We start from the raw sequence: 21,303 nt of genomic DNA on the forward strand, positions 1-21,303 counted from the left end.
CAAGCATAAACTTTCTGCAAGCCCCGTCATCTGACGGGGCTTTTTTTTGCCTGCCGTCAGCCATGCTTTAACCCTGCTAACCCAACGGAGCGCAGGCAATAAAAAAGGCGCCTACAGGCGCCTGGACGAGCTTCTGCGCGTATTAGCAGGGGCGGTGCAGGTTTTGTACCTGGGTTAACGAGCCGACGCTCAGCGCTTCTTTATAATGCTTACGACAGACTGAAACGTATCGTTCATTACCGCCGATGACGACCTGCTCGCCCTCATTATAAGGACGCCCCTCCTGATCGAGGCGCAGCACCATGCTAGCCTTTCGTCCGCAGAAACAGATGGTTTTTAGCTCCACCAGCTTATCTGACCAGGCCAGCAAATACTGGCTACCGGTGAAGAGCTCACCGCGAAAGTCTGTCCGCAGGCCATAGCAAAGCACCGGAATGTCCAGCGTATCGACAACTTCAGACAGCTCATGAACCTGCTCGCGCGTCAGAAACTGGCTTTCATCCACCAGCACGCAGTGAATCGGTTTTAACTTGTGCTCTGCGGCAATATCGTTATATAGCGACGTCTGTGGATTATACAAACGGGCCGGCGATGAGAGACCGATACGCGAGCTAACTTTTCCGGCGCCAAAGCGGTCATCAATCTCAGCGGTATAAACGACGGTACGCATCCCCCGCTCCTGGTAATTGTACGAAGATTGCAACAGAGCGGTCGACTTACCTGCATTCATTGCAGAGTAGTAGAAATAAAGTTGTGCCATCGGCTGCGTGACCCCAATCAAAGTGTTTTATCGCGGCGGCGATTATACCATATTTTATGCGTACAGCCGCCCATTTAGCAGGGGTATTGTATCGCAGCCGAAGAGCCTGCAAAGCCAAAGGATTAAGAGGATGAATTGAATTTACAGGGCCATTATTTGTGCGCCCCGTTACGCTACTGGCGGGGTAACCATTGTCTTTTCGTGCTTATAGGGCGGTTAACTATGGGGCTATAAGCTGGGCCGCACGTTGTTTTATATTAAGTCTCGTAACCAAAAATGCGCTAATACTGACGAGGGTTATTTACCCATGTAAAGGATAATTTTTCTCACCGTACCTCAGAAAAAGCATACCGTCTCAGGGTTTTAGCTTACCTTCTCCTCATCGCTATAAGGATGAAAGATGTGAAGCGGCACGGGAATTTTAACTTAAATTAATTAATTCTCGCGACAAATAACCAGTAATTTTGAATTCCTTACATTCCCCCCTATTGCACAACGCATTTTATCGCTCTATTATTAGTTCAACAAACCACCCCACAATATAAGTTTGAGATTACTACAATGAGCGAAGCACTTAAAATTTTGAACAACATCCGTACTCTTCGTGCGCAGGCAAGAGAATGCACCCTGGAAACGCTCGAAGAAATGCTGGAAAAATTAGAAGTCGTTGTTAACGAGCGCCGTGAAGAAGAAAACGCCGCCGCAGCAGAAATTGAAGAACGTACGCGTAAGCTGCAGCAATACCGTGAAATGCTGATTGCTGACGGTATTGATCCGAATGAACTGCTGAGCACCATGGCAGCCGTTAAAGCCGGTACCAAAACCAAGCGTGCTGCACGTCCGGCTAAATACAGCTATGTCGACGAAAACGGCGAAACCAAAACCTGGACCGGCCAGGGCCGTACCCCGGCGGTGATCAAAAAAGCAATGGATGAGCAAGGTAAATCACTGGACGATTTCCTGATCTAATCTCCGTTGTTTTGATATAAAAAATCCCGCTGCGGCGGGATTTTTTTTGCCCTCGGGGCTGATATAAAAAACCGGGAGCGCATCTGCAGCTCCCGGTTTTGTGCTTTCAGCAGCGCGGCGGATTACTTCGCAACCGCGGTTTCCAGCCAGGCTTTAAAATCGTCGCCCAGCGTTTTGTGGCGAATACCATATTCGACGAACGCCTGCATGTAGCCAAGCTTATTACCGCAGTCATGGCTCTTGCCTTTCATGTGATATGCTTCGACTGTCTCTTTTTCGATCAGCATATCAATCGCGTCAGTCAGCTGAATTTCATCACCGGCACCCGGAGGAGTCTTCGCCAGCAGCGGCCAGATATCGGCGCTGAGGACATAGCGCCCCACCACCGCCAGGTTGGACGGCGCAACGTCAGCTTTCGGCTTCTCTACCACACCCACCATCGGTACGCTTTCGCCCGGCTGCAGAGATTCACCTTTGCAGTCAACCACGCCATAGGCGGTCACGTCCTCGACAGGCTCAACCATAATCTGGCTGGCGCCGGTCTCATCGAAACGAGAAATCATCTCCGCGAGGTTATCGCGGCTCAGATCGGATTCATATTCATCCAGAATAACGTCTGGCAGAATAACCGCGACCGGCTCATCACCCACTACCGGATGGGCGCAAAGTACCGCGTGCCCCAGACCTTTCGCCAGGCCCTGACGAACTTGCATAATGGTTACGTGCGGCGGGCAAATAGACTGCACTTCTTCCAGCAGCTGGCGTTTTACGCGTTTTTCCAGCATCGCTTCCAGCTCAAAACTGGTATCGAAATGGTTTTCGATAGAGTTTTTGGACGAGTGCGTTACCAGAACAATTTCAGTAATTCCTGCAGCGATACATTCATTAACAACGTACTGAATTAACGGCTTATCTACCAGCGGCAGCATTTCTTTTGGAATCGCTTTGGTGGCCGGCAGCATCCTGGTGCCTAATCCCGCAACCGGGATAACCGCTTTTCTGACTTTAGAATTAAGGGCAGCCATTGAAATCTCCTGGACTGTTTGTTTTTTAAACTTCTCGTTACAAATAACGTGTCGAGTATATCAGTCAACCGCGTATTCACTGGTCTGAAAAGCTTCCGATAGCCTCGAATTAGGACTTTTACGCATAAAACTGCTCGATGTTACCACCGCTAAAGGGCAACGGGTAATCCCGTCTGCTTAGATATAACCGTAATTGCTCATTCCGCAGACAACATTAAGCGTAAACGCCCTCCAGCCCCCCAAATTTGGCACTGCCATGAGGTACAACGCTGGCTAATTTGGTTAAGGTAAGCATCACCCAACGTTCCCAAAGGAACGCCATTACTAATCTGAATTTGATGCTCACCGGTATTCAGCGTGCCATTGAGCCCCGCCGACACCAGAATTAAATTTTTCAGTCCGCTGTGGTAATACCCCACTAACAAAGGAAACTGACCGGGAAGGTTTGCCTGACGCAGCAGCTGATTCACCTGTTTTAGCAGACTCCCCATTTCTGGAAGCCGTTGTCCCTGATGCGCCAGTTGCTCCTGTAACAAGCCATTGAACAACGCGCGCAATAATAAAGCTGCCAGTACGCCATTATCTCCTGCTCGTGTGACATCCAGACAATAGAAGGCCAAATCATTGTCCGAGAGCGGCGCGATATCGAGTACCAGACCGGGTTTATCCGCCGACACCAGCTGGCGATAATGAATGCGGCAGTGCGACATTTCCTGTTGCACCGGCGGCTGTAATTCCTGCAGTAATCGTGAGGCGGCGGTAGGATTACTGACCAGCGCGTCCCAGTCCTCAAATAGACGCTCTTCCTCTTCCACACGTGAACTGAACATCGCAGGATAGAGGCACGCATAAACGGTTTCACGCAGGCGATTGAAATCTTTTACTGGCTTTAACAACACGTCCTGAACGCCAAGCCGCAACGCTTTGGCTATATCGGCCATGTTTTCGGTAGCGGAAATCATCAGGATCGGTAGCTGCTCGCCGCGATTACGCAACGTCTCCACCAGCTCCAGACCGTTCATTCTCGGCATCGAAATGTCGCAAATCATCAGGTCCGGATGCACCTCCGTCATTTTATGCAGGGCATCCTTGCCATCTTCCGCCTGGAAGGTCGTTGCTCCCAGCGAGGTCAGCCATCCATGCAAGAGTGAGCGGAAAACGGGTTCGTCTTCAACTATCAGAATCTGTTTTCCCGCCAATGGCTGCGTCATGATATCTCCCCTGGCTGACGATAATTCAATAGTGGCACGCTATTCTCACTATCGCCTGTCAGAATTTGCTTAAGTCAGGTACTCGTGCGTCAAATCGCGGTACGCACTAAGGGTAATAATTCATCCATTTTCTTTTCTACCGCCAGCTGCCCTGCGGTAATCGCCTCGCCGGCGCGATGGAAATCAAGCGTCGAGATTTGTGGACAGTACGGTTGCAACAGGATATCCGGCGGGTCGCCCGCCATACGATTGCGTTTAAGACGATTCTCCAGGACCTGGATAGAAGTGGTCATGATCTCCATCGCCGTCGGCGTCACGGCCGTCCGGCGGGAACTCATTTGCGTCAAGCGTGCGCGCAGACGAGTATGCCATGGCCCCTCCTTCGCTTCGGCTTCGCGCCGCGGCGTTTCGAGGGAGAATAAATCCTGCTGCATAAGGTGGGCATCATGTTGCAGATCCACGGCAATCACGATATCGGCCCCCATTGCCCGCGTAAGCGACACGGGAACCGGATTGACCACCGCGCCATCGACCAGCCAGTAACCATTATGCCTTACCGGCGACATTAACCCCGGCATACTGCAGGAGGCTCGAATCGCTAAATGCAGATCGCCTTCGGTAAACCACAGCTCCCTGCCAGTGCTTAAATTTGTCGCGACGGCGGCAAATCGCCGTTCGCAGTGTTCGATATCGGTCACGGGCATGATGCGGCGATAATGATTGAATACCTTTTCACCCCGCAACAGTCCACCGCGGCGCCAGGAGAGGTCCATCAGTTTCAGAACGTCCCAGTTGCTGAAAGAGCAGACCCAGGACTCAAGCGCCGGGAGCCGGTTACAGGCATACGCCGCCCCTACCAGCGAACCGATAGAGCAACCGGCCACGATATCAATCTCAATGCCGGCCTGCTGGAGGGCGTTGATGACGCCAATATGCGACCATCCGCGGGCGGCACCCGCACCTAACGCCAGACCAATTTTAAGCTTTCTCATTAGTACTGATAACTATCCTTCCACTCTGAGCGTGGCAACATTGTCACGGCTCAGTTAACATAAAGCCCTTTGGCGTAGAAGCGCCGTTACTCATTCTTCCATGGAGGCTGTTTTGTCGCAATTATGCCACTGTGGCAGCGCACTGGAGTATAGCTCATGTTGCCAGCGATATCTGTCCGGCGCTGAGCTTGCGCCAGGCCCGTCACAGCTTATGCGCTCACGTTACAGCGCGTTCGTCATGAAAGATGCCGACTATCTGATCAAAACCTGGCATCCGTCCTGTCAGGCGCGGCAGTTTCGCGCCGAACTGGAGAAAGGCTTTGCCCACACAGAATGGCTGGGCTTAACCCTGTTCGCCAGCGATGAAGGACGAGCCGCAAATGAAGGCTTTGTCAGCTTTATCGCCCGCTTTAATGACAATAACCGCCCGGGCGCCATTATTGAACGTTCCAGATTCTTAAAAGAAAATGGACAGTGGTACTATATCGACGGGACACGACCGCTGATTGGCCGTAACGACCCCTGCCCTTGCGGTTCAGGTAAAAAATTTAAAAAATGCTGCGGCCAGTAACGCTGCCGCAGCGCTTGCAAACACTACAGGATTTTCCTCGCGATGCATTCATTACAACGTAAAGTACTACGCACTATTTGCCCTGATCAGAAAGGCCTCATCGCGCGTATCACCAATATCTGCTACAAGCACGAACTTAACATTGTGCAGAACAACGAATTTGTTGACCACCGCACCGGTCGTTTCTTTATGCGCACCGAACTGGAAGGCATTTTCAACGACGCTATTCTACTGGCCGATCTGGACAGCGCCCTGCCGGAAGGCTCGATTCGTGAACTCAATCCGGCAGGCCGCCGCCGGGTGGTGATTCTGGTGACGAAAGAGGCCCACTGCCTCGGCGATCTGCTGATGAAAGCCAATTACGGCGGGCTGGATGTCGATATTGCCGCGGTTATTGGTAACCATGACACCCTGCGCCCGCTGGTGGAACGTTTTGGCATCCCGTTTGAACTGGTCAGCCATGAAGGGCTGAGCCGCGAAGAGCACGACAAACAGATGGGCGACGCGATTGCCGCCCACGAGCCGGATTACGTGGTGCTGGCCAAGTATATGCGCGTGCTTACGCCGGAATTTGTCGCCCGTTTCCCGAACAAGATCATTAACATTCACCACTCGTTCCTGCCGGCGTTTATCGGCGCGCGTCCGTATCATCAGGCCTATGAGCGTGGCGTGAAGATCATCGGCGCCACCGCCCACTACGTGAATGATAATCTGGACGAAGGCCCCATCATTATGCAGGACGTCATTCACGTCGATCATACTTATACCGCAGAAGATATGATGCGTGCCGGGCGCGATGTCGAAAAAAACGTATTGAGCCGGGCGCTGTATCAGGTACTGGCGCAGCGCGTCTTCGTCTACGGCAACCGGACGATTATTCTTTAATCGACTGAGAAATGAATTGGTTAGCTTTACGGCGTTACGGGTAAAAATCAGGCAACCAGTTTATTTTTGTCAAAGGAATGCTTTACAGGGGCGCATCATTTGGTATGATGCGCCCCGCTTCCCGAGAAGGAAGCAGGCCAGTACTAAGCATTACCCCGTGGTGGGGTTCCCGAGCGGCCAAAGGGAGCAGACTGTAAATCTGCCGTCATCGACTTCGAAGGTTCGAATCCTTCCCCCACCACCATTCAATGTGCTGAATAGCCTACAATGTGATTTTACCCCTGGTGGGGTTCCCGAGCGGCCAAAGGGAGCAGACTGTAAATCTGCCGTCATCGACTTCGAAGGTTCGAATCCTTCCCCCACCACCATCTCTTCATGTCATCCCCAGCTTACTCCATCTGCGATACTCTATATTCTGCCCCACGGGAAAGGATGAGAAGCTTCGACTAAGGTTCGACTCGAGCGAAGCGAGAGAACGTTGCCGCAGGCAACGGTCCGAAGGGCGAGGCGCTTTAGCGCCGAGTTATCCTTCCCCCACCACCATCTCTTCATGTCATCCCCAGCTTACTCCATCTGCGATACTCTATATTCTGCCCTACGGGGAAGGATGAGAAGCTTCGACTAAGGTTCGACTCGAGCGTAGCGAGAGAACGTTGCCGCAGGCAACGGCCCGAAGGGCGAGGTGCTTTAGCGCCGAGTCATCCTTCCCCCACCGCTGTTGCACTCTCGTCAGCCACCTGTTCTGCTATCTCCTCGCTCGCGCTTCGCTTAGCGAGGCTACAGGTGTGCCGTCTGGTAGTCCGGTCAGGTGCGCCGCACCGCCTCCGGGAAAACTCACAGCGGGGGCAGTCGCCTCTTCACCGGCGAACTTTTCACCACCGAGGTATTGCACTGCGCAAATTCGGCCAGGCCGTCCAGTAGCGTATCCAGCTGGGCAATATCACGCACCACCAGTCGCATCACGAAACAATCCTCTCCGGTCACTTTGTCACTTTCGATGCACTCCGGCATCGCCTGGATATATTTATCCACCTTCTGCAGTAGACCAGGCAGCGGCCGAACCCGCACCAGCGCCTGCAGGCTGTAGCCCAGCGCGGCGAGATTCACCCGCGCCCCATAGCCCTGAATCACGCCCCGCTCCTCCAGGCGCTTCACCCGCTCGGCGATGCTCGGCGAGGTCAGCCCCACCCGCGCGCTCAATACCTTCAACGAGACTCTGGCATCCTGAGTCAGGCAAGTAAGGATCGCCCGGTCAATTTCATCAAGTACGTCATTCATGTTTTTTACCTAATTATGAAAGGGATTTCCCCCTGTTTGCCTTAATTCAGCCATGTCAGGCTGTCAGGATTTTTCGCACAATACTGGAAAACTTCTGGAGGTGAAATATGCAAATTACCCGCGGCGTCTGGCAAATGAGCCTGGCGATGATAATTTCTGGCTCGATCGGCGCGTTCGTGCTGCTCTCTGGTTTGCCGGTAATTGATGTGGTGTTCTGGCGCTGCCTGATTGGCGCGCTCACCCTGCTGCTGTTTATCGTTCTCAGCCGCCAGCCCTTCAGTCGTCTCACGCGCTTCACCCTCGCCCTCGCGGTACTTGGCGGCATCGCGCTGGTCATCAACTGGCTGCTGCTGTTTGCCGCCTACTCGCGTATTTCAATTGGCATGGCCACGGTGGTCTACAACACCCAGCCGTTTATGCTGGTGCTGATGGGCATGGTGTTGGGGGAACGGGTCAGCGCCGTAAAATGGGGATGGTTACTGCTGGCCTTCGGCGGCGTGGTGATCCTGCTGTCAAGCGAGCTTGCCCCGACGCACGGCGAAAGTCTCACGGCCGGCGTTTTGCTGGCATTAGGCGCGGCATTTTTCTATGCCCTGACCGCCATCATCGCCCGCAAACTGCATCCGCTCCCTGCTCAGCATATTGCCTTTATTCAGATGCTCGTCGGCGTCGTGATGCTGCTGCCGCTGGTGCAAATGCCCGACTTTTCTGCCAGCTTCCCCTGGCGCTATCTGCTGATCCTCGGCATCGTCCATACCGGGATCATGTATCAGCTTTTATATAGCGCGATACAGAAGCTGCCGACGCCCATTACCGGTTCGCTCTCCTTTATTTATCCGTTGGTGGCGATGGGGGTCGACTATCTGGTCTTCCATCATGCGTTAACCCCTGTGCAGTTGCTCGGCGGGATGCTTATTCTGTTTGCCGCCGCCGGTAATAACCTCGGCTGGGGCGAAAAAAAACCCCGCCAGGGCGGGGTCAGTCAGCGGTCGCGGGCCAGTTAGCGACGGGCGCGGACAATCTGGTATTTGCGCGTCAGGTACTCTACCGGCGCGCTCCAGATATGAACCAGGCGAGAGAATGGGAACAGCAGGAACAGGGTCATCCCCAGCACCAGGTGGACGCGGAAGATAAACGCCACGCCATCCAGGTGCTGCGACGCACCGCCGTGGAAGGTGACCACCGACTGCGCCCAGCCGACCAGCTTCATCATTTCGCTGCCGTCCATATGCTGGGCAGAGAATGGGATCGTCAGTAGACCCAGCGCACACTGCACCATCAGCAGGGAGAGGATCAGAATATCCGCGCCGGTGGTGGTGGCACGCACGCGTGGGCTGAGCAGACGACGCTTAAGCAGCAGTAAACCGCCCACCAGGGTCATCACGCCGCAGGCGCCGCCGGCGATCATCGCCATCTTCTGCTTGACGTCGATCGGCAGGAAGGATTCATACATCCAGTGCGGGGTCAGCATGCCGAGGAAGTGGCCGGCGAAAATGCCGAGGATGCCGATATGGAACAGGTTCGACGCCAGGTTCATTCCCTTACGGTCCAGCATCTGGCTGGAGGCGGCGCGCCAGGTGTACTGACCGTAGTCGTAGCGCAGCCAACTGCCGATCAGGAACACTGAACCCGCAATGTACGGATAAATGTCAAAGAAGAACATATTCAGGAAGTGCATTATTGCTGTCCTCCGTTAGAGATATTCAGATATTGCGGGGCCACGGCTCCGGCAAAACGACGCTGGTGAGCGGAAATCTCCGACTCGCCGCAGCTCTGGTCGGCAAAGAATTTCACCTGTTCTTCTTCCCAGACCGCGTCCAGCGCCTGCGGCGTATCGTCGCGGGCTTCGTCGGCAATCTTCTCCGCCACCTTCTGGCTGTCGACCTGAGTGTTTGCCAGCTTCAGCAGCAGTTCGAACAGCACCGCATAGCGGCTCTCGCGCTGCTGCAGCCGCGCGCTGAGCAGGCCGAGGATCGGCGCAACGTCCCGCAGGCCGCCAAGCGCTTCCTCTTCCGGCAGCTGCGCCAGATACTCCAGATACAACGGCAGATGATCCGGCAACTCATGGCTATCGAGCAGCAGACCGTGGCGCTCATACTGCGCCATCAGATCAACCATCGCCTGCCCGCGATCGCGGGATTCGCCGTGCACGTGTTCAAACAGCAGCAGCGAGGTGGCCCGGCCGCGGTCAAACAGTTCGCTATAGGCCGCCTGGGCATCCAGCGGATCCTGAGTCAGCAGATCGCGCAGAAAAACGCCCAGCGCGTGAGCATCCTCTTTGCTGAGTTTCTCTGATGACGCAAGCGCCTCGAACATCTCCTGCTGATGCTGCCATAAGGCAGCGTCAGGGTATTCGAGCAGGCGCGACACAATCACAAGTTCAATCATGCGTGCGGCTCCGTTTTGCTGGTCACGTCGATGGCGTCGATGCGACGGCTGTTGAACAGGTTGAACTGGCTGTCAGAGCCGTGGCAGCCGTCACCAAAGCTAAAGCCGCAGCCGTTTTTCTCCGGGAACGCTTCCCGCGCCTGTTCACGATGGCTGCTTGGCACCACGAAACGATCTTCGTAGTTAGCGATCGCCAGGTAGCGGTACATCTCCTGAGCCTGCGCTTCGCTTAAGCCCACCTCATCCAGCGCGCGGGTATCGACAACGCCGTCAACGGTTTCCGCCCGCTTATAGTGACGCATCGCCAGCATCCGCTTCAGGGCCAACAGGACCGGTTGGGTATCGCCGGAGGTCAGCAGGTTCGCCAGATACTGCACCGGAATACGCAGGCTTTCCACGTCCGGCAGGATCCCATTGCTGCCGAGTTCGCCGGCATCGGCGGCGGACTGAATCGGCGACAGCGGCGGCACGTACCAGACCATCGGCAGGGTGCGATATTCCGGGTGCAGCGGCAGGGCCAGCTTCCAGTCCATCGCCATTTTCCAGACAGGCGACTGCTGCGCGGCTTCAATCACCCCCTGCGGTACGCCATCTTTCAGCGCCTGCTCAATCACTTTCGGGTCGTTCGGATCGAGGAACACGTCCAGTTGACGCTGATAGAGATCTTTCTCGTTATCGGTGCTGGCGGCATTTTCGATCGCATCCGCGTCATACAACAGGACGCCGAGATAGCGGATTCGGCCCACGCAGGTTTCGGAGCATACCGTCGGCATTCCGGATTCAATACGCGGGTAGCAGAAGATGCACTTTTCGGACTTTCCGCTCTTCCAGTTGAAGTAGATTTTCTTGTACGGGCAGCCGGTGATGCACATCCGCCAGCCGCGGCACTTGTCCTGGTCGATGAGCACGATGCCGTCTTCTTCACGCTTATAGATGGCGCCGCTTGGGCAGGTCGCGACGCACGCCGGGTTCAGGCAGTGCTCGCACAGGCGCGGCAGATACATCATGAAGGTGTTCTCGAACTGGCCGTACATCGCCTTCTGCATGTTGTCGAAGTTCTGGTCTTTGGCGCGCTTTTCAAACTCGCCGCCGAGGATCTCTTCCCAGTTCGGACCGCTGGTGATCTTGTCCATCCGCTGGCCGGTGATCAGCGAGCGCGGACGGGCGATCGGCTGATGTTTACTCTCCGGGGCGTTATGCAGGTTCTGGTAGTCGTAATCGAACGGCTCGTAGTAATCATCGATGCCCGGCAGATGCGGGTTCGCGAAGATTTTACCTAACAACATCGCGCGGTTGCCCATGCGCGGCTGCAGCTTGCCGTTGATTTTGCGGATCCAGCCGCCCTTCCATTTCTCCTGGTTTTCCCAGTCGTTCGGAAAACCGACGCCAGGCTTACTCTCCACGTTATTGAACCAGGCGTACTCCATCCCTTCCCGGCTGGTCCAGACGTTTTTACAGGTGACCGAGCAGGTGTGGCAGCCGATGCACTTATCGAGATTCAGCACCATGCCGACTTGTGAACGAATTTTCATTTTACGCTCTCCTGTACCTGGTCATTGCCTTCGCCGTCTAACCAGTTAATGTTCTTCATCTTACGTACCACCACAAACTCATCGCGGTTGGAGCCGACGGTGCCGTAGTAGTTAAAGCCATAGGCCAGATGGCCATAGCCGCCGATCATATGGGTCGGTTTCGGCGTAATACGGGTAACCGAGTTGTGGATCCCGCCGCGCTGGCCGGTAACTTCAGAGCCAGGCAGGTTCACGATGCGTTCCTGTGCGTGATACATCATGGTCATCCCGGCCGGTACGCGCTGGCTCACCACGGCGCGCGCCGTCAGGGCGCCGTTGGCGTTGAACACTTCGATCCAGTCGTTATCTTCGATCCCCAGATCTTTCGCATCCGCCTCGCTCATCCAGACGATCGGTCCGCCGCGTGACAGGGTCAGCATCAGCAGGTTATCGCTGTAGGTCGAGTGGATACCCCATTTCTGGTGCGGGGTCAGGAAGTTCAGCGCCTTCTCCGGGTTGCCGTTGGACTTCTCGCCCATCACCGCTTTCACCGAGCGGGTGTCAATCGGCGGACGATAAACCAGCAGGCTTTCGCCAAAGTCGCGCATCCACTGGTGATCCTGATACAGCGACTGACGACCGGACAGGGTACGCCATGGGATCAGCTCGTGAACGTTGGTGTATCCGGCGTTATAGGAGACGTGTTCGTCTTCCAGACCTGACCAGGTCGGGCTGGAGATAATTTTCCGCGGCTGCGCCTGAATGTCGCGGAAACGGATCTTCTCGTCTTCTTTGTTCAGCGCCAGGTGCGCGTGCTCACGGCCGGTGATCTCGCTCAGCGCTTTCCACGCCTTCACCGCCACCTGACCGTTCGTTTCCGGTGCCAGGGTGAGGATCATCTCCGCGGCGTCAATGGCCGTCTCCAGCTTCGGCTGACCTTTCGCCGGGCCTTCCGCCTTGGTGTAGTTGAGCTTACGCAGCAGGTCCATTTCGCTCTGGGTATTCCAGGCGATGCCTTTCCCGCCGTTGCCGATGGTTTCCAGCAGCGGGCCAATAGAGGTGAAGCGCTCGTAAGTCGCCGGATAATCACGCTCGACCGGAATAATATGCGGTGCGGTTTTCCCCGGAATCAGGTCACATTCGCCCTTCTTCCAGTCTTTGACGTCCAGCGGCTGCGCCATTTCCGCGGCGGAATCATGCTGGATCGGCAGCGTAACGACGTCGGTTTCTTTACCGAGGTGACCCACGCACAGTTCAGAGAATTTCTTCGCGATACCTTTATAGATATCCCAGTCGCTCTTCGATTCCCAGGCCGGGTCAACGGCCGCCGACAGCGGATGAATAAACGGATGCATATCCGAGGTATTCATGTCGTCTTTTTCATACCAGGTGGCGGTCGGCAGCACGATGTCTGAGTAGAGACAGGTGCTCGACAGACGGAAGTCGAGAGTCACCACGAGATCCAGCTTGCCGTCGAGGCCGTTATCTCGCCATTCGACTTCTTCCGGCTTCACGCCGCCCTGCTTGCCAAGGTCTTTACCCTGAATGCCGTTCTCCGTACCCAGCAGGTACTTGAGCATGTACTCATGGCCTTTACCGGAGGAGCCCAGCAGGTTGGAACGCCAGATAAACAGGTTACGCGGATGGTTTTTACCGTTTTCCGGCTGCTCCGCCGCAAAGCGAATCGATCCCTCTTTCAGGGATTTGACGGTGTAATCCACCGGCGTCATGCCGGCTTTTTTCGCCTCATCGGCGATGCGCAGCGGGTTAACGCCCAGCTGCGGCGCCGACGGCAGCCAGCCCATCCGCTCGGCGCGGACGTTGAAGTCGATCAGATGGCCGCTGTAGCGGGATTTATCCGCCATCGGCGACAGCAGCTCCTGCGCGGTCACGGTTTCATAGCGCCACTGGCTGGAGTGGTTGTAAAAGTACGAGGTGCTGTTCATATGGCGTGCCGGACGCTGCCAGTCAAGGGCGAACGCCAGCGGCTGCCAGCCGGTCTGTGGACGCAGTTTTTCCTGGCCCACATAGTGCGCCCAACCGCCACCGCTCTGGCCGACGCAGCCGCAGAAGATCAGCATGTTGATCAGACCGCGGTAGTTCATGTCGAGGTGGAACCAGTGGTTGAGACCCGCCCCGACGATAATCATCGAGCGACCATGGGTTTTATCGGCGTTATCGGCAAACTCGCGGGCGGTACGGATGATATGCGCGCGGGAGACACCGGTAATTTTCTCCGCCCAGGCCGGGGTGTAGGCTTTCACTTCATCATAGCTGGCGGCGCAGTTGTCATCGTTCAGACCGCGCTCCAGGCCATAGTTGGCCATGGTCAGATCGTACACGGTGGTCACCAGCGCGCTGGAGCCGTCGGCCAGCTGCAGGCGTTTGACCGGCAGTTTGTGCAGTAGAATGTTTTCAAGAGCGACTTTGTTGAAGTGCTCAGAACCTTCGCCGCCGAAGTACGGGAAGCCAACGTCCGCCACCTCGTCATGGCTGCCGAGCAGACTCAGACGCAGCTCAATCTCTTCGCCGGTTTTGCCATCGCGCTGTTCGAGGTTCCATTTGCCTTTATCGCCCCAGCGGAATCCGAGGGAACCGTTCGGCACGGTGAGATCGCCTTTCTCGTCAAAGGCGACGGTCTTCCATTCCGGATTCTTTTCCTGACCAAGGGAATCTACGAGGTCGGACGCGCGCATCGTGCGGCCGGCGGCGTAATAGCCGTCGCGCTCCTCAAGCATCACCAGCATCGGCATGTCGGTGTAGCGACGCACGTAATCGGTGAAATACTGGCTCGGCTTATCAAGATGGAACTCACGCAGCATCACGTGACCCATCGCCAGCGCCATCGCGGCATCGGTACCCTGCTTCGGCGCCAGCCACAGATCGCAGAGCTTGGCGATTTCGGCGTAGTCCGGAGTGATGGCCACGGTTTTAGTCCCTTTATAGCGAACTTCGGTAAAGAAGTGCGCATCCGGGGTACGGGTCTGCGGCACGTTGGAGCCCCAGGCGATGATATAGCTGGAGTTGTACCAGTCGGCGGATTCCGGCACATCGGTCTGCTCGCCCCAGGTCATCGGCGAGGCCGGCGGCAGGTCGCAGTACCAGTCGTAGAAGCTCAGGCAAGTGCCGCCGATCAGCGACAGGTAACGGGCGCCGGAGGCGTAGGAGACCATCGACATCGCCGGGATCGGCGAGAAGCCGGCCACGCGGTCCGGACCGTAAGTTTTCACGGTATAGACGTTGGAGGCGGCAATCAGCTCGTTCACTTCCTGCCATGAGGAGCGGACAAACCCGCCGCGACCGCGAGCCTGTTTGAAGCTTTTGGCTTTGTCGGCGTCTTCGATAATCGAGGCCCATGCCGCGACCGGATCGCTATGCTGAACCTTCGCCTCCCGCCACATCTTCATCAGGCGTTTGCGCATCAGCGGGTATTTCAGGCGGTTCGCGCTGTACAGATACCAGGAGTAGCTGGCGCCGCGCGGGCAGCCGCGCGGTTCGTGGTTTGGCAGGTCCGGACGGGTGCGCGGATAGTCCGTTTGCTGGGTTTCCCAGGTCACCAGCCCGTTTTTGACATAAATCTTCCAGCTGCATGAACCGGTGCAGTTAACACCGTGAGTGGAACGCACAATTTTGTCATGCTGCCAACGTTGACGGTATCCATCCTCCCAGTCCCGGTTGGTGTTTAGAAGCTGGCCGTGCCCATCGGCAAAGGTTTCACCCTTCTGTTTGAAGTAGCGAAACCGGTCCAGGAATTTACTCATCGGGTTTCTCCTGATATGGAGCCTGACGGCTCTCTGATAAATCGACATTGCTGGATTTGCAGCGAAGGTAACGCTATGAAAGCGGGCGGGAATTGATAGCGATCAATACGGACTGGCTTGTTAACGTGCCGCAAATTGGCAATTACCACCAAGGTGGTACAAAACTCAGTTTTTTAATTTTCTGTTTTTTAAGGTTTTTTATCGGAAAATGGCTCACCGGGCGCGGAATTGTTCACCAGGGAGGTATTAAGGGGTAGAGCGGTGACGCTGGTAAGCCATCCCTTCCCGGCTCAGTGGCCAAAATGAATAAAAAAGCCCAATAGTATGTTGTAACTAATTAAGCCAGTAAAAAAGGCGCCTCCCTCAGGAGTGCGCCTTTATGAAGCGATACGACTATGGCGAATTACTGACGCTTACGGCCGTATACCGCCCAGGTGATGATTACGCAGGCAATATAGAAGATCAGGAACACTTTCATCGCGCCGGCCGGCGAGCCGGTCAGATCCAGCGAGATTCCGAACGCCTTCGGAATAAAGAAGCCGCCGATGGCGCCAATGGCGGAGATAAAGCCCAGCGCCGCCGCGGTATCGGTCGCCGCCTCGCGCATCGCCTGGGCTTCGCTGCCGCCCTGGGCCTTCACCCGGTCCATGGTCAGCTTACGGAAGATCACGGAGATCATCTGGAAGGTGGAGGCGCTGCCCAGCCCGGCGGTAAGGAACAGCACCATAAACACTGCAAAGAAGGCGATGAAGTTGCCGCCCTGGCCATTGGTCGGCAGCGTCAGGAACAGCAGCGCGCAGAATACAGCCATCACCACGAAGTTCACCAGCGTCACGCGGGTACCGCCGAGACGGTCGGAGATCGCCCCGCCCATCGAACGCGCCAGCGCGCCAATAAACGGACCGAAGAAGGCGTAGTGCAGGATCTGCACGTCCGGGAACTGGGTTTTCGACAGCATGGCAAAACCGGCGGAGAAACCGATAAAGGAGCCGAAGGTCGCCAGATAGAGCAGCGCCATGATCCACAGATGCAGACGTTTAAGCACCGGCAGCTGTTCGCTCAGCGAGGCTTTGGAAGCGGACAGGTCGTTCATAAAGAACCACGCCGCCAGGGTGAAGATAATCAGGAAAGGTACCCAGATCCACGCGGCGTTTTCCAGATACAGCATCGAGCCGTCCGGCTGCTGGCTGCCGGTCCCGCCAAAAATGGCAAACACCGAGACCGACACCACCAGCGGTGCGACCAGCTGCATCACGCTGACGCCCATATTGCCGAGGCCGCCGTTGACGCCCAGCGCCCCGCCCTGCTTCGCTTTCGGGAAGAAAAAACTGATGTTGGCCATACTGGAGGCGAAGTTGGCCCCGGCGAAGCCGCACAGCAGAGAGATGATGACGAAGACGCTAAACGGCGTGGAAGTATCCTGGACCGCAAAGCCCAGCCACACGCACGGCACAATCATGATCCCGGTGCTGAACGCCGTCCAGCGACGGCCGCCGAACAGCGGCACCATAAAGGCGTAAGGCACGCGCAACAACGCGCCGGAGAGCGCCGGCAGCGCGGTCAGCATAAACAGCTGATCGGTCGTAAACTGAAAGCCCACTTTGTTGAGGTTAACGGCAACGGCGCTGAACAACATCCATACGCAGAACGCCAGTAACAGACAGGGAACGGAGATCCATAAATTGCGGCTCGCCACATGGTGGCCGCGCTGTTGCCAGAATTCAGGATCTTCAGGCCGCCAGTCGGTAATGACCGAGCGATTAGCCTTCTCCGGGAGGGAAGATTGACTCATAGATACCTCTGATTATTCATATTTCCTGCCGCTACCTTAGGGGTTGCCCGGGGCGGTAAGTTGATATAAATCAAAGGAAAAGCGCGGACTAATTTGTGCAAAAATAGACCATGCTCCGAAGTGAGTAGAGAATGGTGGGAAAAAAAGTGTGGTTTTTCACACGGCTGCCGGGATGCGTATAACCCCTCTCCCAACGGTGCCTACCACCGACAATTAAGGAGTAACTCTTTGGGGGTATGGGTATACTCCAGGGGATAGTCGAGAATAAGCGCCACTCCCGGAGACACGACCGGTCAGGAGCCACGCATTCCATGTTAAAACGTCTTTTTACCCCGCTGACGCTGGTCAATCAACTGGCGTTGATCGTCCTGCTTGCCACCCTTACAGGCGTCGCCGGCATGGCGATCTCCGCGCGCCTGGTCAACGGCGTACAGGGCAGCGCGCACGCCATTAACAAAGCCGGATCATTACGCATGCAGAGCTACCGGCTGCTGGCGGCGATCCCGCTGAATGAACACGATCAAAAGCTGGTCGATGATATGACCGCCACCGTCTTCAGTCCGGAGCTGCAAAACTCCGCCCGCCGCGACGGACAGGAGCGCCAGCTGCAGGCCCTGCAGCAGTACTGGCAGCTGTCGCTGGCTCCCGGCATGCAGCGCGCGGTCAACCAGGCGGAGGTCGCCCAGGATGTCGCCGACTTTGTCGATCGTATCGACCAGCTGGTGACCGCATTCGACCATACCACCGAGCAGCGTATCGAACGGGTAGTCTGGATCCATCGCCTCCTCGCCATCGGCATGGCGCTACTGCTGATCTTCACCATCATCTGGCTACGCGCGCGGCTGCTGCGGCCATGGAAACAGCTGCTGAGCATGGCGCGAGCGGTGAGCCAGCGTGATTTCACCCAGCGGGCGCACATCAGCGGGCGCAACGAAATGGCGACTCTTGGCATGGCGCTAAATAACATGTCGGAAGAGCTGGCGGAAAGCTACGCCGTGCTGGAGCGCCGGGTGCAGGAGAAGACCGCCGGGCTGGAACAGAAGAACGAGATCCTCGCCTTCTTATGGCAGGCCAACCGCCGGCTGCACGCCAACGCCCCGCTCTGCGAACGCATTTCGCCGGTGCTGAACGGTCTGCAGGGTCTGACGCTGCTGCGCGATATCGAGGTGCGGGTCTACGATCTGGAAGATGAAGACAACCATCAGGAGTTTACCTGCCACTCGGATAATGAATGTGATGACATGGGCTGCTACCTCTGCCCACGCAACCTGCCGCCGCTACCGGATGGCGGCACGACGCTGAAGTGGCGGCTGTCAGATGCGCATAATCAGTACGGCATCCTGCTGGCGACGCTGCCGGTTGGCCGTCATCTCAGCCACGATCAGCAGCAGCTGGTGGATACGTTGGTTGAACAACTGACCAGCACCCTGGCGCTGGACCGCCATCAGGAGAAACAGCAGCAGCTGATCGTCATGGAAGAGCGGGCCACTATCGCTCGCGAGCTGCATGACTCCATAGCCCAGTCGCTATCCTGTATGAAGATGCAGGTTAGCTGTCTGCAGATGCAGGGCGACGCTTTGCCGGCGGAGAGCCGCCAGCTGCTGGGGCAAATTCGTAACGAGCTGAATACCTCGTGGGCCCAACTGCGGGAGCTGTTAACCACCTTCCGCCTGCAGTTGACCGAGCCGGGCCTGCGCCCGGCGCTGGAGGCCAGCTGTCAGGAGTACAGCGCCCACTTCGGCTTTACGGTGCAGCTTGATTATCAGCTTCCGCCGCGCTTTGTGCCGTCGCATCAGGCCATACACCTGCTGCAGATCGCCCGCGAAGCGTTAAGCAACGCCCTGAAGCATGCCTGCGCGACGGAAGTGACCGTGACGGTGTCACAACGCGATAACCAGGTCCGTCTGGTGGTGGCGGATAACGGCCGCGGCGTGCCGGACCACGCCGAGCGGAGTAACCATTACGGTTTAATTATTATGCGGGATCGCGCGCAAAGCCTGCGCGGCGACTGTCAGGTTCGGCGCCGGGAAACCGGCGGGACCGAAGTGATCGTCACGTTTATCCCGGAAAAAACGTTTTCCATCCAATAAGGAGACCCCCATGAGTCAACAGGAACGGGCAACCATCCTTCTCATTGACGACCATCCGATGCTGCGCACCGGCGTGAAACAATTGATTAGCATGGCGCCGGACATCCAGGTGATTGGCGAAGCCAGCAATGGCGCGCAAGGTATCGAGCTGGCGGAGTCGCTGGATCCGGATCTGATCCTGCTGGACCTCAATATGCCGGGCATGAACGGCCTGGAAACGCTGGACAAACTGCGTGAGAAATCGCTGTCTGGGCGGGTGGTGGTCTTCAGCGTCTCTAACCATGAAGAGGACGTTGTTACCGCCCTCAAGCGCGGCGCCGATGGCTATCTGCTGAAAGACATGGAGCCGGAAGATCTGCTGAAAGCGCTGCAGCAGGCGGCCGCCGGAGAAATGGTATTAAGCGAAGCGTTAACCCCGGTGCTGGCCGCCAGCCTGCGCGCCAACCGCGCCACCTCCGATCGCGACATCAGCCAGCTGACCCCGCGCGAGCGCGACATCCTCAAGCTGATCGCCCAGGGGCTGCCGAACAAAATGATCGCCCGCCGGCTGGATATCACCGAAAGCACCGTCAAAGTGCACGTCAAGCACATGCTGAAGAAAATGAAGCTCAAATCCCGGGTGGAAGCCGCGGTATGGGTCCACCAGGAGCGAATTTTTTAAGGCGAGTCCGTCCAGGAGACGCCTGGCGTGGTGAACTTGACCAGCGGCTCGGTCAGCGCCAGGGCGATCTCATTGGATGAGACGCGCTGCCCCTGTTTATCCTCTACCACCACCGACAGGCGCCAGCGGTTCGCGGCGCCCGGTTCACTGTTCCACACCGGCATAATCACGCTCCAGCCATCGGGACTGCGGGCATCCACCGGCGGCGTCAGGCTGAGCGCCTGGGTGTCGCCCTGCCAGTGCAGCGACTTGATACCGTGCAGACTATGGATCTGCAGCTTCAGCTGCACCGTCTCCCCGGACTGTAGATCCCAGGGCGGCGTGGCCAGATAGACCGTCAGATTTTTGCGCTGCCGATACTCCACTACCGGCAGATTATCCCGCTCCGGGCTGTCGAAGCGGCTGCCGCGCAGCGAGTTGCTGAACGCCACCTCGTCCGCCGCCAGCTGCTGCTTGAGCGGCACACCAAAGCGGTAGTTGAGCTTCAGGCCAACGTTATTCTGGCTGACGCCATTTTCCCCTTGCTTATGCTTGGCGGTCACGGTGACCAGCGGGACCGGGGTGTAATTGAGCCCGACGGAGACGGCCACCGGGTTATGGTAGCCAGTGCCGGTATGAAACAGATCGACGCTGTCGCCGAAGTACTGTTCGACGCTGACGCTGGTGTTGATGTGCTCATAAAACGGCAGTCGCGCCTGGGCGGTAACGTCATACCCTGCGGCCATCCGCTGCTCCTGGGTTTGATTCTCCCGCAGCTGCCAGTCGCCCAGCGGATGGTAGTAGTTCGCCGACAGGCGGAGATATTCTCCCCACGCCTCGGCGCCGACGCTGCCGCGAGCCAGGCTTTCGCTCAGCACCTTGTCATAAAACGAGTTATAGCCCAGCAGCCAGCCGCCGACCCGCCAGCGCTGGCCAAGCCCAATGTTGCCCACCAGATCGTTCTCGCGCCGGGTTACCGAATACTGGTTCCACGTCAGGTAGCGATCGTTATCCTGCAACGGCACGAACCAGCTCCCTTTACTGCCAGTGAACTTCCCCTCTTTATCGACCAGCAGGTCGACATTGGCGTTGCCCCATGGCGAGAGCCAGCTCTCCAGCTGGTGGCTCACTTCATTGCCGAGTTTGTTGATGGCGAACATCTGCGCCTGTTCGCCCGCCGTCAGTCCGTTATCGCTCATGCTGGCCTCGCCGAACTTCTTAGCCACTTCGGCAAAGTGTCTGGCGTCGTCATCGACCTGCGGGGCGATCCCCAAATCGGGCAAGGAAGGTTCTTCCTGGGGAGTAAGAGTGGTGTGACTGGCGGTCAGCGCCCAGACGGGAACGCCCGGCAGCAGCAGGAGAAAGATCAGGGATGGCAGCAAACGGTACGACACAGGCATCAACTGGTTTTGCGCGGGCTCGCAGAAAAA

17 protein-coding genes, 2 tRNA genes and 2 other RNA genes are annotated in these 21,303 nt (G+C 56.8%); 10 read left to right on the top strand and 11 right to left on the bottom strand.

Translation table 11 applies throughout. The annotated features are described in order from the left end of the window. Positions 1 to 142 precede the first annotated feature (142 nt). Positions 143 to 760, bottom strand: a complete 618-nt coding sequence (gene tdk / locus GQR96_RS14610; RefSeq protein ID WP_025999297.1) for a thymidine kinase — start codon at positions 758 to 760, stop codon at positions 143 to 145. A 561-nt stretch (positions 761 to 1,321) separates the two neighbouring features. On the opposite strand from tdk, the gene hns reads away from it, so the two are divergent. Next, positions 1,322 to 1,729, top strand: a complete 408-nt coding sequence (gene hns / locus GQR96_RS14615; RefSeq protein WP_002910103.1) for a histone-like nucleoid-structuring protein H-NS — start codon at positions 1,322 to 1,324, stop codon at positions 1,727 to 1,729. Between the two features lie 122 nt (positions 1,730 to 1,851). On the opposite strand, the gene galU is transcribed toward hns, so the two are convergent. The 3 genes from galU to rssA form a co-directional block, all read right to left on the bottom strand. Continuing rightward, complete coding sequence (gene galU / locus GQR96_RS14620) at positions 1,852 to 2,754, bottom strand: UTP--glucose-1-phosphate uridylyltransferase GalU (protein ID WP_048324758.1); 903 nt, start codon at positions 2,752 to 2,754, stop codon at positions 1,852 to 1,854. A gap of 197 nt (positions 2,755 to 2,951) precedes the next feature. Next, positions 2,952 to 3,965, bottom strand: a complete 1,014-nt coding sequence (rssB, locus tag GQR96_RS14625) for a two-component system response regulator RssB (RefSeq protein WP_017900771.1) — start codon at positions 3,963 to 3,965, stop codon at positions 2,952 to 2,954. Positions 3,966 to 4,054: 89 nt separating this feature from the next. Further along, a complete protein-coding gene (rssA, locus tag GQR96_RS14630) occupies positions 4,055 to 4,957 on the bottom strand; it encodes a patatin-like phospholipase RssA (protein WP_065904572.1) in 903 nt (300 codons plus the stop codon). A 112-nt stretch (positions 4,958 to 5,069) separates the two neighbouring features. On the opposite strand from rssA, the gene GQR96_RS14635 reads away from it, so the two are divergent. From GQR96_RS14635 to GQR96_RS14660, 6 genes are all read left to right on the top strand, one after another. Beyond that, a complete protein-coding gene (locus GQR96_RS14635) occupies positions 5,070 to 5,528 on the top strand; it encodes a YchJ family protein (protein ID WP_065904570.1) in 459 nt (152 codons plus the stop codon). Between the two features lie 42 nt (positions 5,529 to 5,570). Then, a complete protein-coding gene (purU, locus tag GQR96_RS14640) occupies positions 5,571 to 6,413 on the top strand; it encodes a formyltetrahydrofolate deformylase (protein ID WP_004203178.1) in 843 nt (280 codons plus the stop codon). A gap of 159 nt (positions 6,414 to 6,572) precedes the next feature. Continuing rightward, positions 6,573 to 6,657: transfer RNA gene (locus GQR96_RS14645), tRNA-Tyr, on the top strand. Positions 6,658 to 6,696: 39 nt separating this feature from the next. Next, positions 6,697 to 6,781 (top strand) — tRNA-Tyr (locus tag GQR96_RS14650). Positions 6,782 to 6,823: 42 nt separating this feature from the next. Beyond that, a non-coding RNA gene (locus tag GQR96_RS14655) (RtT sRNA) lies at positions 6,824 to 6,956 on the top strand. A 43-nt stretch (positions 6,957 to 6,999) separates the two neighbouring features. Next, a non-coding RNA gene (locus GQR96_RS14660) (RtT sRNA) lies at positions 7,000 to 7,131 on the top strand. 116 nt (positions 7,132 to 7,247) lie between these two features. On the opposite strand, the gene GQR96_RS14665 is transcribed toward GQR96_RS14660, so the two are convergent. Continuing rightward, positions 7,248 to 7,691: an Lrp/AsnC family transcriptional regulator gene (locus GQR96_RS14665; protein ID WP_004203179.1), complete on the bottom strand. Its 444-nt coding sequence runs from the start codon at positions 7,689 to 7,691 to the stop codon at positions 7,248 to 7,250. A gap of 107 nt (positions 7,692 to 7,798) precedes the next feature. Here GQR96_RS14665 and GQR96_RS14670 point away from each other — a divergent pair, with 107 nt between their 5' ends. After that, complete coding sequence (locus GQR96_RS14670; RefSeq protein ID WP_065904568.1) at positions 7,799 to 8,695, top strand: DMT family transporter; 897 nt, start codon at positions 7,799 to 7,801, stop codon at positions 8,693 to 8,695. Here the strand turns inward: GQR96_RS14670 and narI are convergent. The 5 genes from narI to GQR96_RS14695 form a co-directional block, all read right to left on the bottom strand. After that, entirely contained in the window at positions 8,692 to 9,369 is a 678-nt protein-coding gene (gene narI, locus GQR96_RS14675) for a respiratory nitrate reductase subunit gamma (RefSeq protein WP_002910189.1), read from the bottom strand. The genes GQR96_RS14670 and narI overlap by 4 nt on opposite strands. Beyond that, entirely contained in the window at positions 9,369 to 10,079 is a 711-nt protein-coding gene (gene narJ / locus GQR96_RS14680) for a nitrate reductase molybdenum cofactor assembly chaperone (RefSeq protein ID WP_065904566.1), read from the bottom strand. Before narJ ends, narI begins: the two co-directional genes overlap by 1 nt. Further along, positions 10,076 to 11,611, bottom strand: coding sequence for a nitrate reductase subunit beta (narH, locus tag GQR96_RS14685; RefSeq protein ID WP_065904564.1), 1,536 nt, complete (start codon positions 11,609 to 11,611; stop codon positions 10,076 to 10,078). The genes narJ and narH overlap by 4 nt, the downstream gene beginning before the upstream one ends. Further along, positions 11,608 to 15,351, bottom strand: a complete 3,744-nt coding sequence (locus GQR96_RS14690; RefSeq protein ID WP_065904562.1) for a nitrate reductase subunit alpha — start codon at positions 15,349 to 15,351, stop codon at positions 11,608 to 11,610. The genes narH and GQR96_RS14690 overlap by 4 nt, the downstream gene beginning before the upstream one ends. 403 nt (positions 15,352 to 15,754) lie before the next feature. Then, positions 15,755 to 17,143 (bottom strand): NarK family nitrate/nitrite MFS transporter, encoded by a 1,389-nt coding sequence (locus GQR96_RS14695; RefSeq protein ID WP_004203185.1) that lies wholly within the window; start codon positions 17,141 to 17,143, stop codon positions 15,755 to 15,757. A gap of 311 nt (positions 17,144 to 17,454) precedes the next feature. On the opposite strand from GQR96_RS14695, the gene narX reads away from it, so the two are divergent. Both narX and narL read left to right on the top strand, forming a co-directional pair. Next, positions 17,455 to 19,233 (top strand): nitrate/nitrite two-component system sensor histidine kinase NarX, encoded by a 1,779-nt coding sequence (gene narX, locus GQR96_RS14700; RefSeq protein ID WP_065904560.1) that lies wholly within the window; start codon positions 17,455 to 17,457, stop codon positions 19,231 to 19,233. Between the two features lie 10 nt (positions 19,234 to 19,243). Beyond that, positions 19,244 to 19,894 carry a two-component system response regulator NarL gene (narL, locus tag GQR96_RS14705; RefSeq protein ID WP_002910198.1) on the top strand — a complete coding sequence of 217 codons (651 nt, stop codon included), beginning with the start codon at positions 19,244 to 19,246 and terminating at the stop codon, positions 19,892 to 19,894. On the opposite strand, the gene GQR96_RS14710 is transcribed toward narL, so the two are convergent. Beyond that, complete coding sequence (locus GQR96_RS14710) at positions 19,891 to 21,273, bottom strand: YchO/YchP family invasin (RefSeq protein WP_004203189.1); 1,383 nt, start codon at positions 21,271 to 21,273, stop codon at positions 19,891 to 19,893. The two genes, narL and GQR96_RS14710, sit on opposite strands and share 4 nt — an antisense overlap. Positions 21,274 to 21,303 lie beyond the last annotated feature (30 nt).

This window comes from Klebsiella sp. PCX (genome assembly GCF_021869705.1).
Lineage (GTDB): Bacteria > Pseudomonadota > Gammaproteobacteria > Enterobacterales > Enterobacteriaceae > Klebsiella > Klebsiella quasipneumoniae.

Coding starts and splice junctions, on each gene's coding strand:
- tdk (WP_025999297.1), bottom strand. CDS start 760: ATGGCACAACTTTATTTCTACTACTCTGCAATGAATGCAGGTAAGTCG.
- hns (WP_002910103.1), top strand. CDS start 1,322: ATGAGCGAAGCACTTAAAATTTTGAACAACATCCGTACTCTTCGTGCG.
- galU (WP_048324758.1), bottom strand. CDS start 2,754: ATGGCTGCCCTTAATTCTAAAGTCAGAAAAGCGGTTATCCCGGTTGCG.
- rssB (WP_017900771.1), bottom strand. CDS start 3,965: ATGACGCAGCCATTGGCGGGAAAACAGATTCTGATAGTTGAAGACGAA.
- rssA (WP_065904572.1), bottom strand. CDS start 4,957: ATGAGAAAGCTTAAAATTGGTCTGGCGTTAGGTGCGGGTGCCGCCCGC.
- purU (WP_004203178.1), top strand. CDS start 5,571: ATGCATTCATTACAACGTAAAGTACTACGCACTATTTGCCCTGATCAG.
- GQR96_RS14665 (WP_004203179.1), bottom strand. CDS start 7,691: ATGAATGACGTACTTGATGAAATTGACCGGGCGATCCTTACTTGCCTG.
- GQR96_RS14670 (WP_065904568.1), top strand. CDS start 7,799: ATGCAAATTACCCGCGGCGTCTGGCAAATGAGCCTGGCGATGATAATT.
- narI (WP_002910189.1), bottom strand. CDS start 9,369: ATGCACTTCCTGAATATGTTCTTCTTTGACATTTATCCGTACATTGCG.
- narJ (WP_065904566.1), bottom strand. CDS start 10,079: ATGATTGAACTTGTGATTGTGTCGCGCCTGCTCGAATACCCTGACGCT.
- narH (WP_065904564.1), bottom strand. CDS start 11,611: ATGAAAATTCGTTCACAAGTCGGCATGGTGCTGAATCTCGATAAGTGC.
- GQR96_RS14690 (WP_065904562.1), bottom strand. CDS start 15,351: ATGAGTAAATTCCTGGACCGGTTTCGCTACTTCAAACAGAAGGGTGAA.
- GQR96_RS14695 (WP_004203185.1), bottom strand. CDS start 17,143: ATGAGTCAATCTTCCCTCCCGGAGAAGGCTAATCGCTCGGTCATTACC.
- narX (WP_065904560.1), top strand. CDS start 17,455: ATGTTAAAACGTCTTTTTACCCCGCTGACGCTGGTCAATCAACTGGCG.
- narL (WP_002910198.1), top strand. CDS start 19,244: ATGAGTCAACAGGAACGGGCAACCATCCTTCTCATTGACGACCATCCG.
- GQR96_RS14710 (WP_004203189.1), bottom strand. CDS start 21,273: ATGCCTGTGTCGTACCGTTTGCTGCCATCCCTGATCTTTCTCCTGCTG.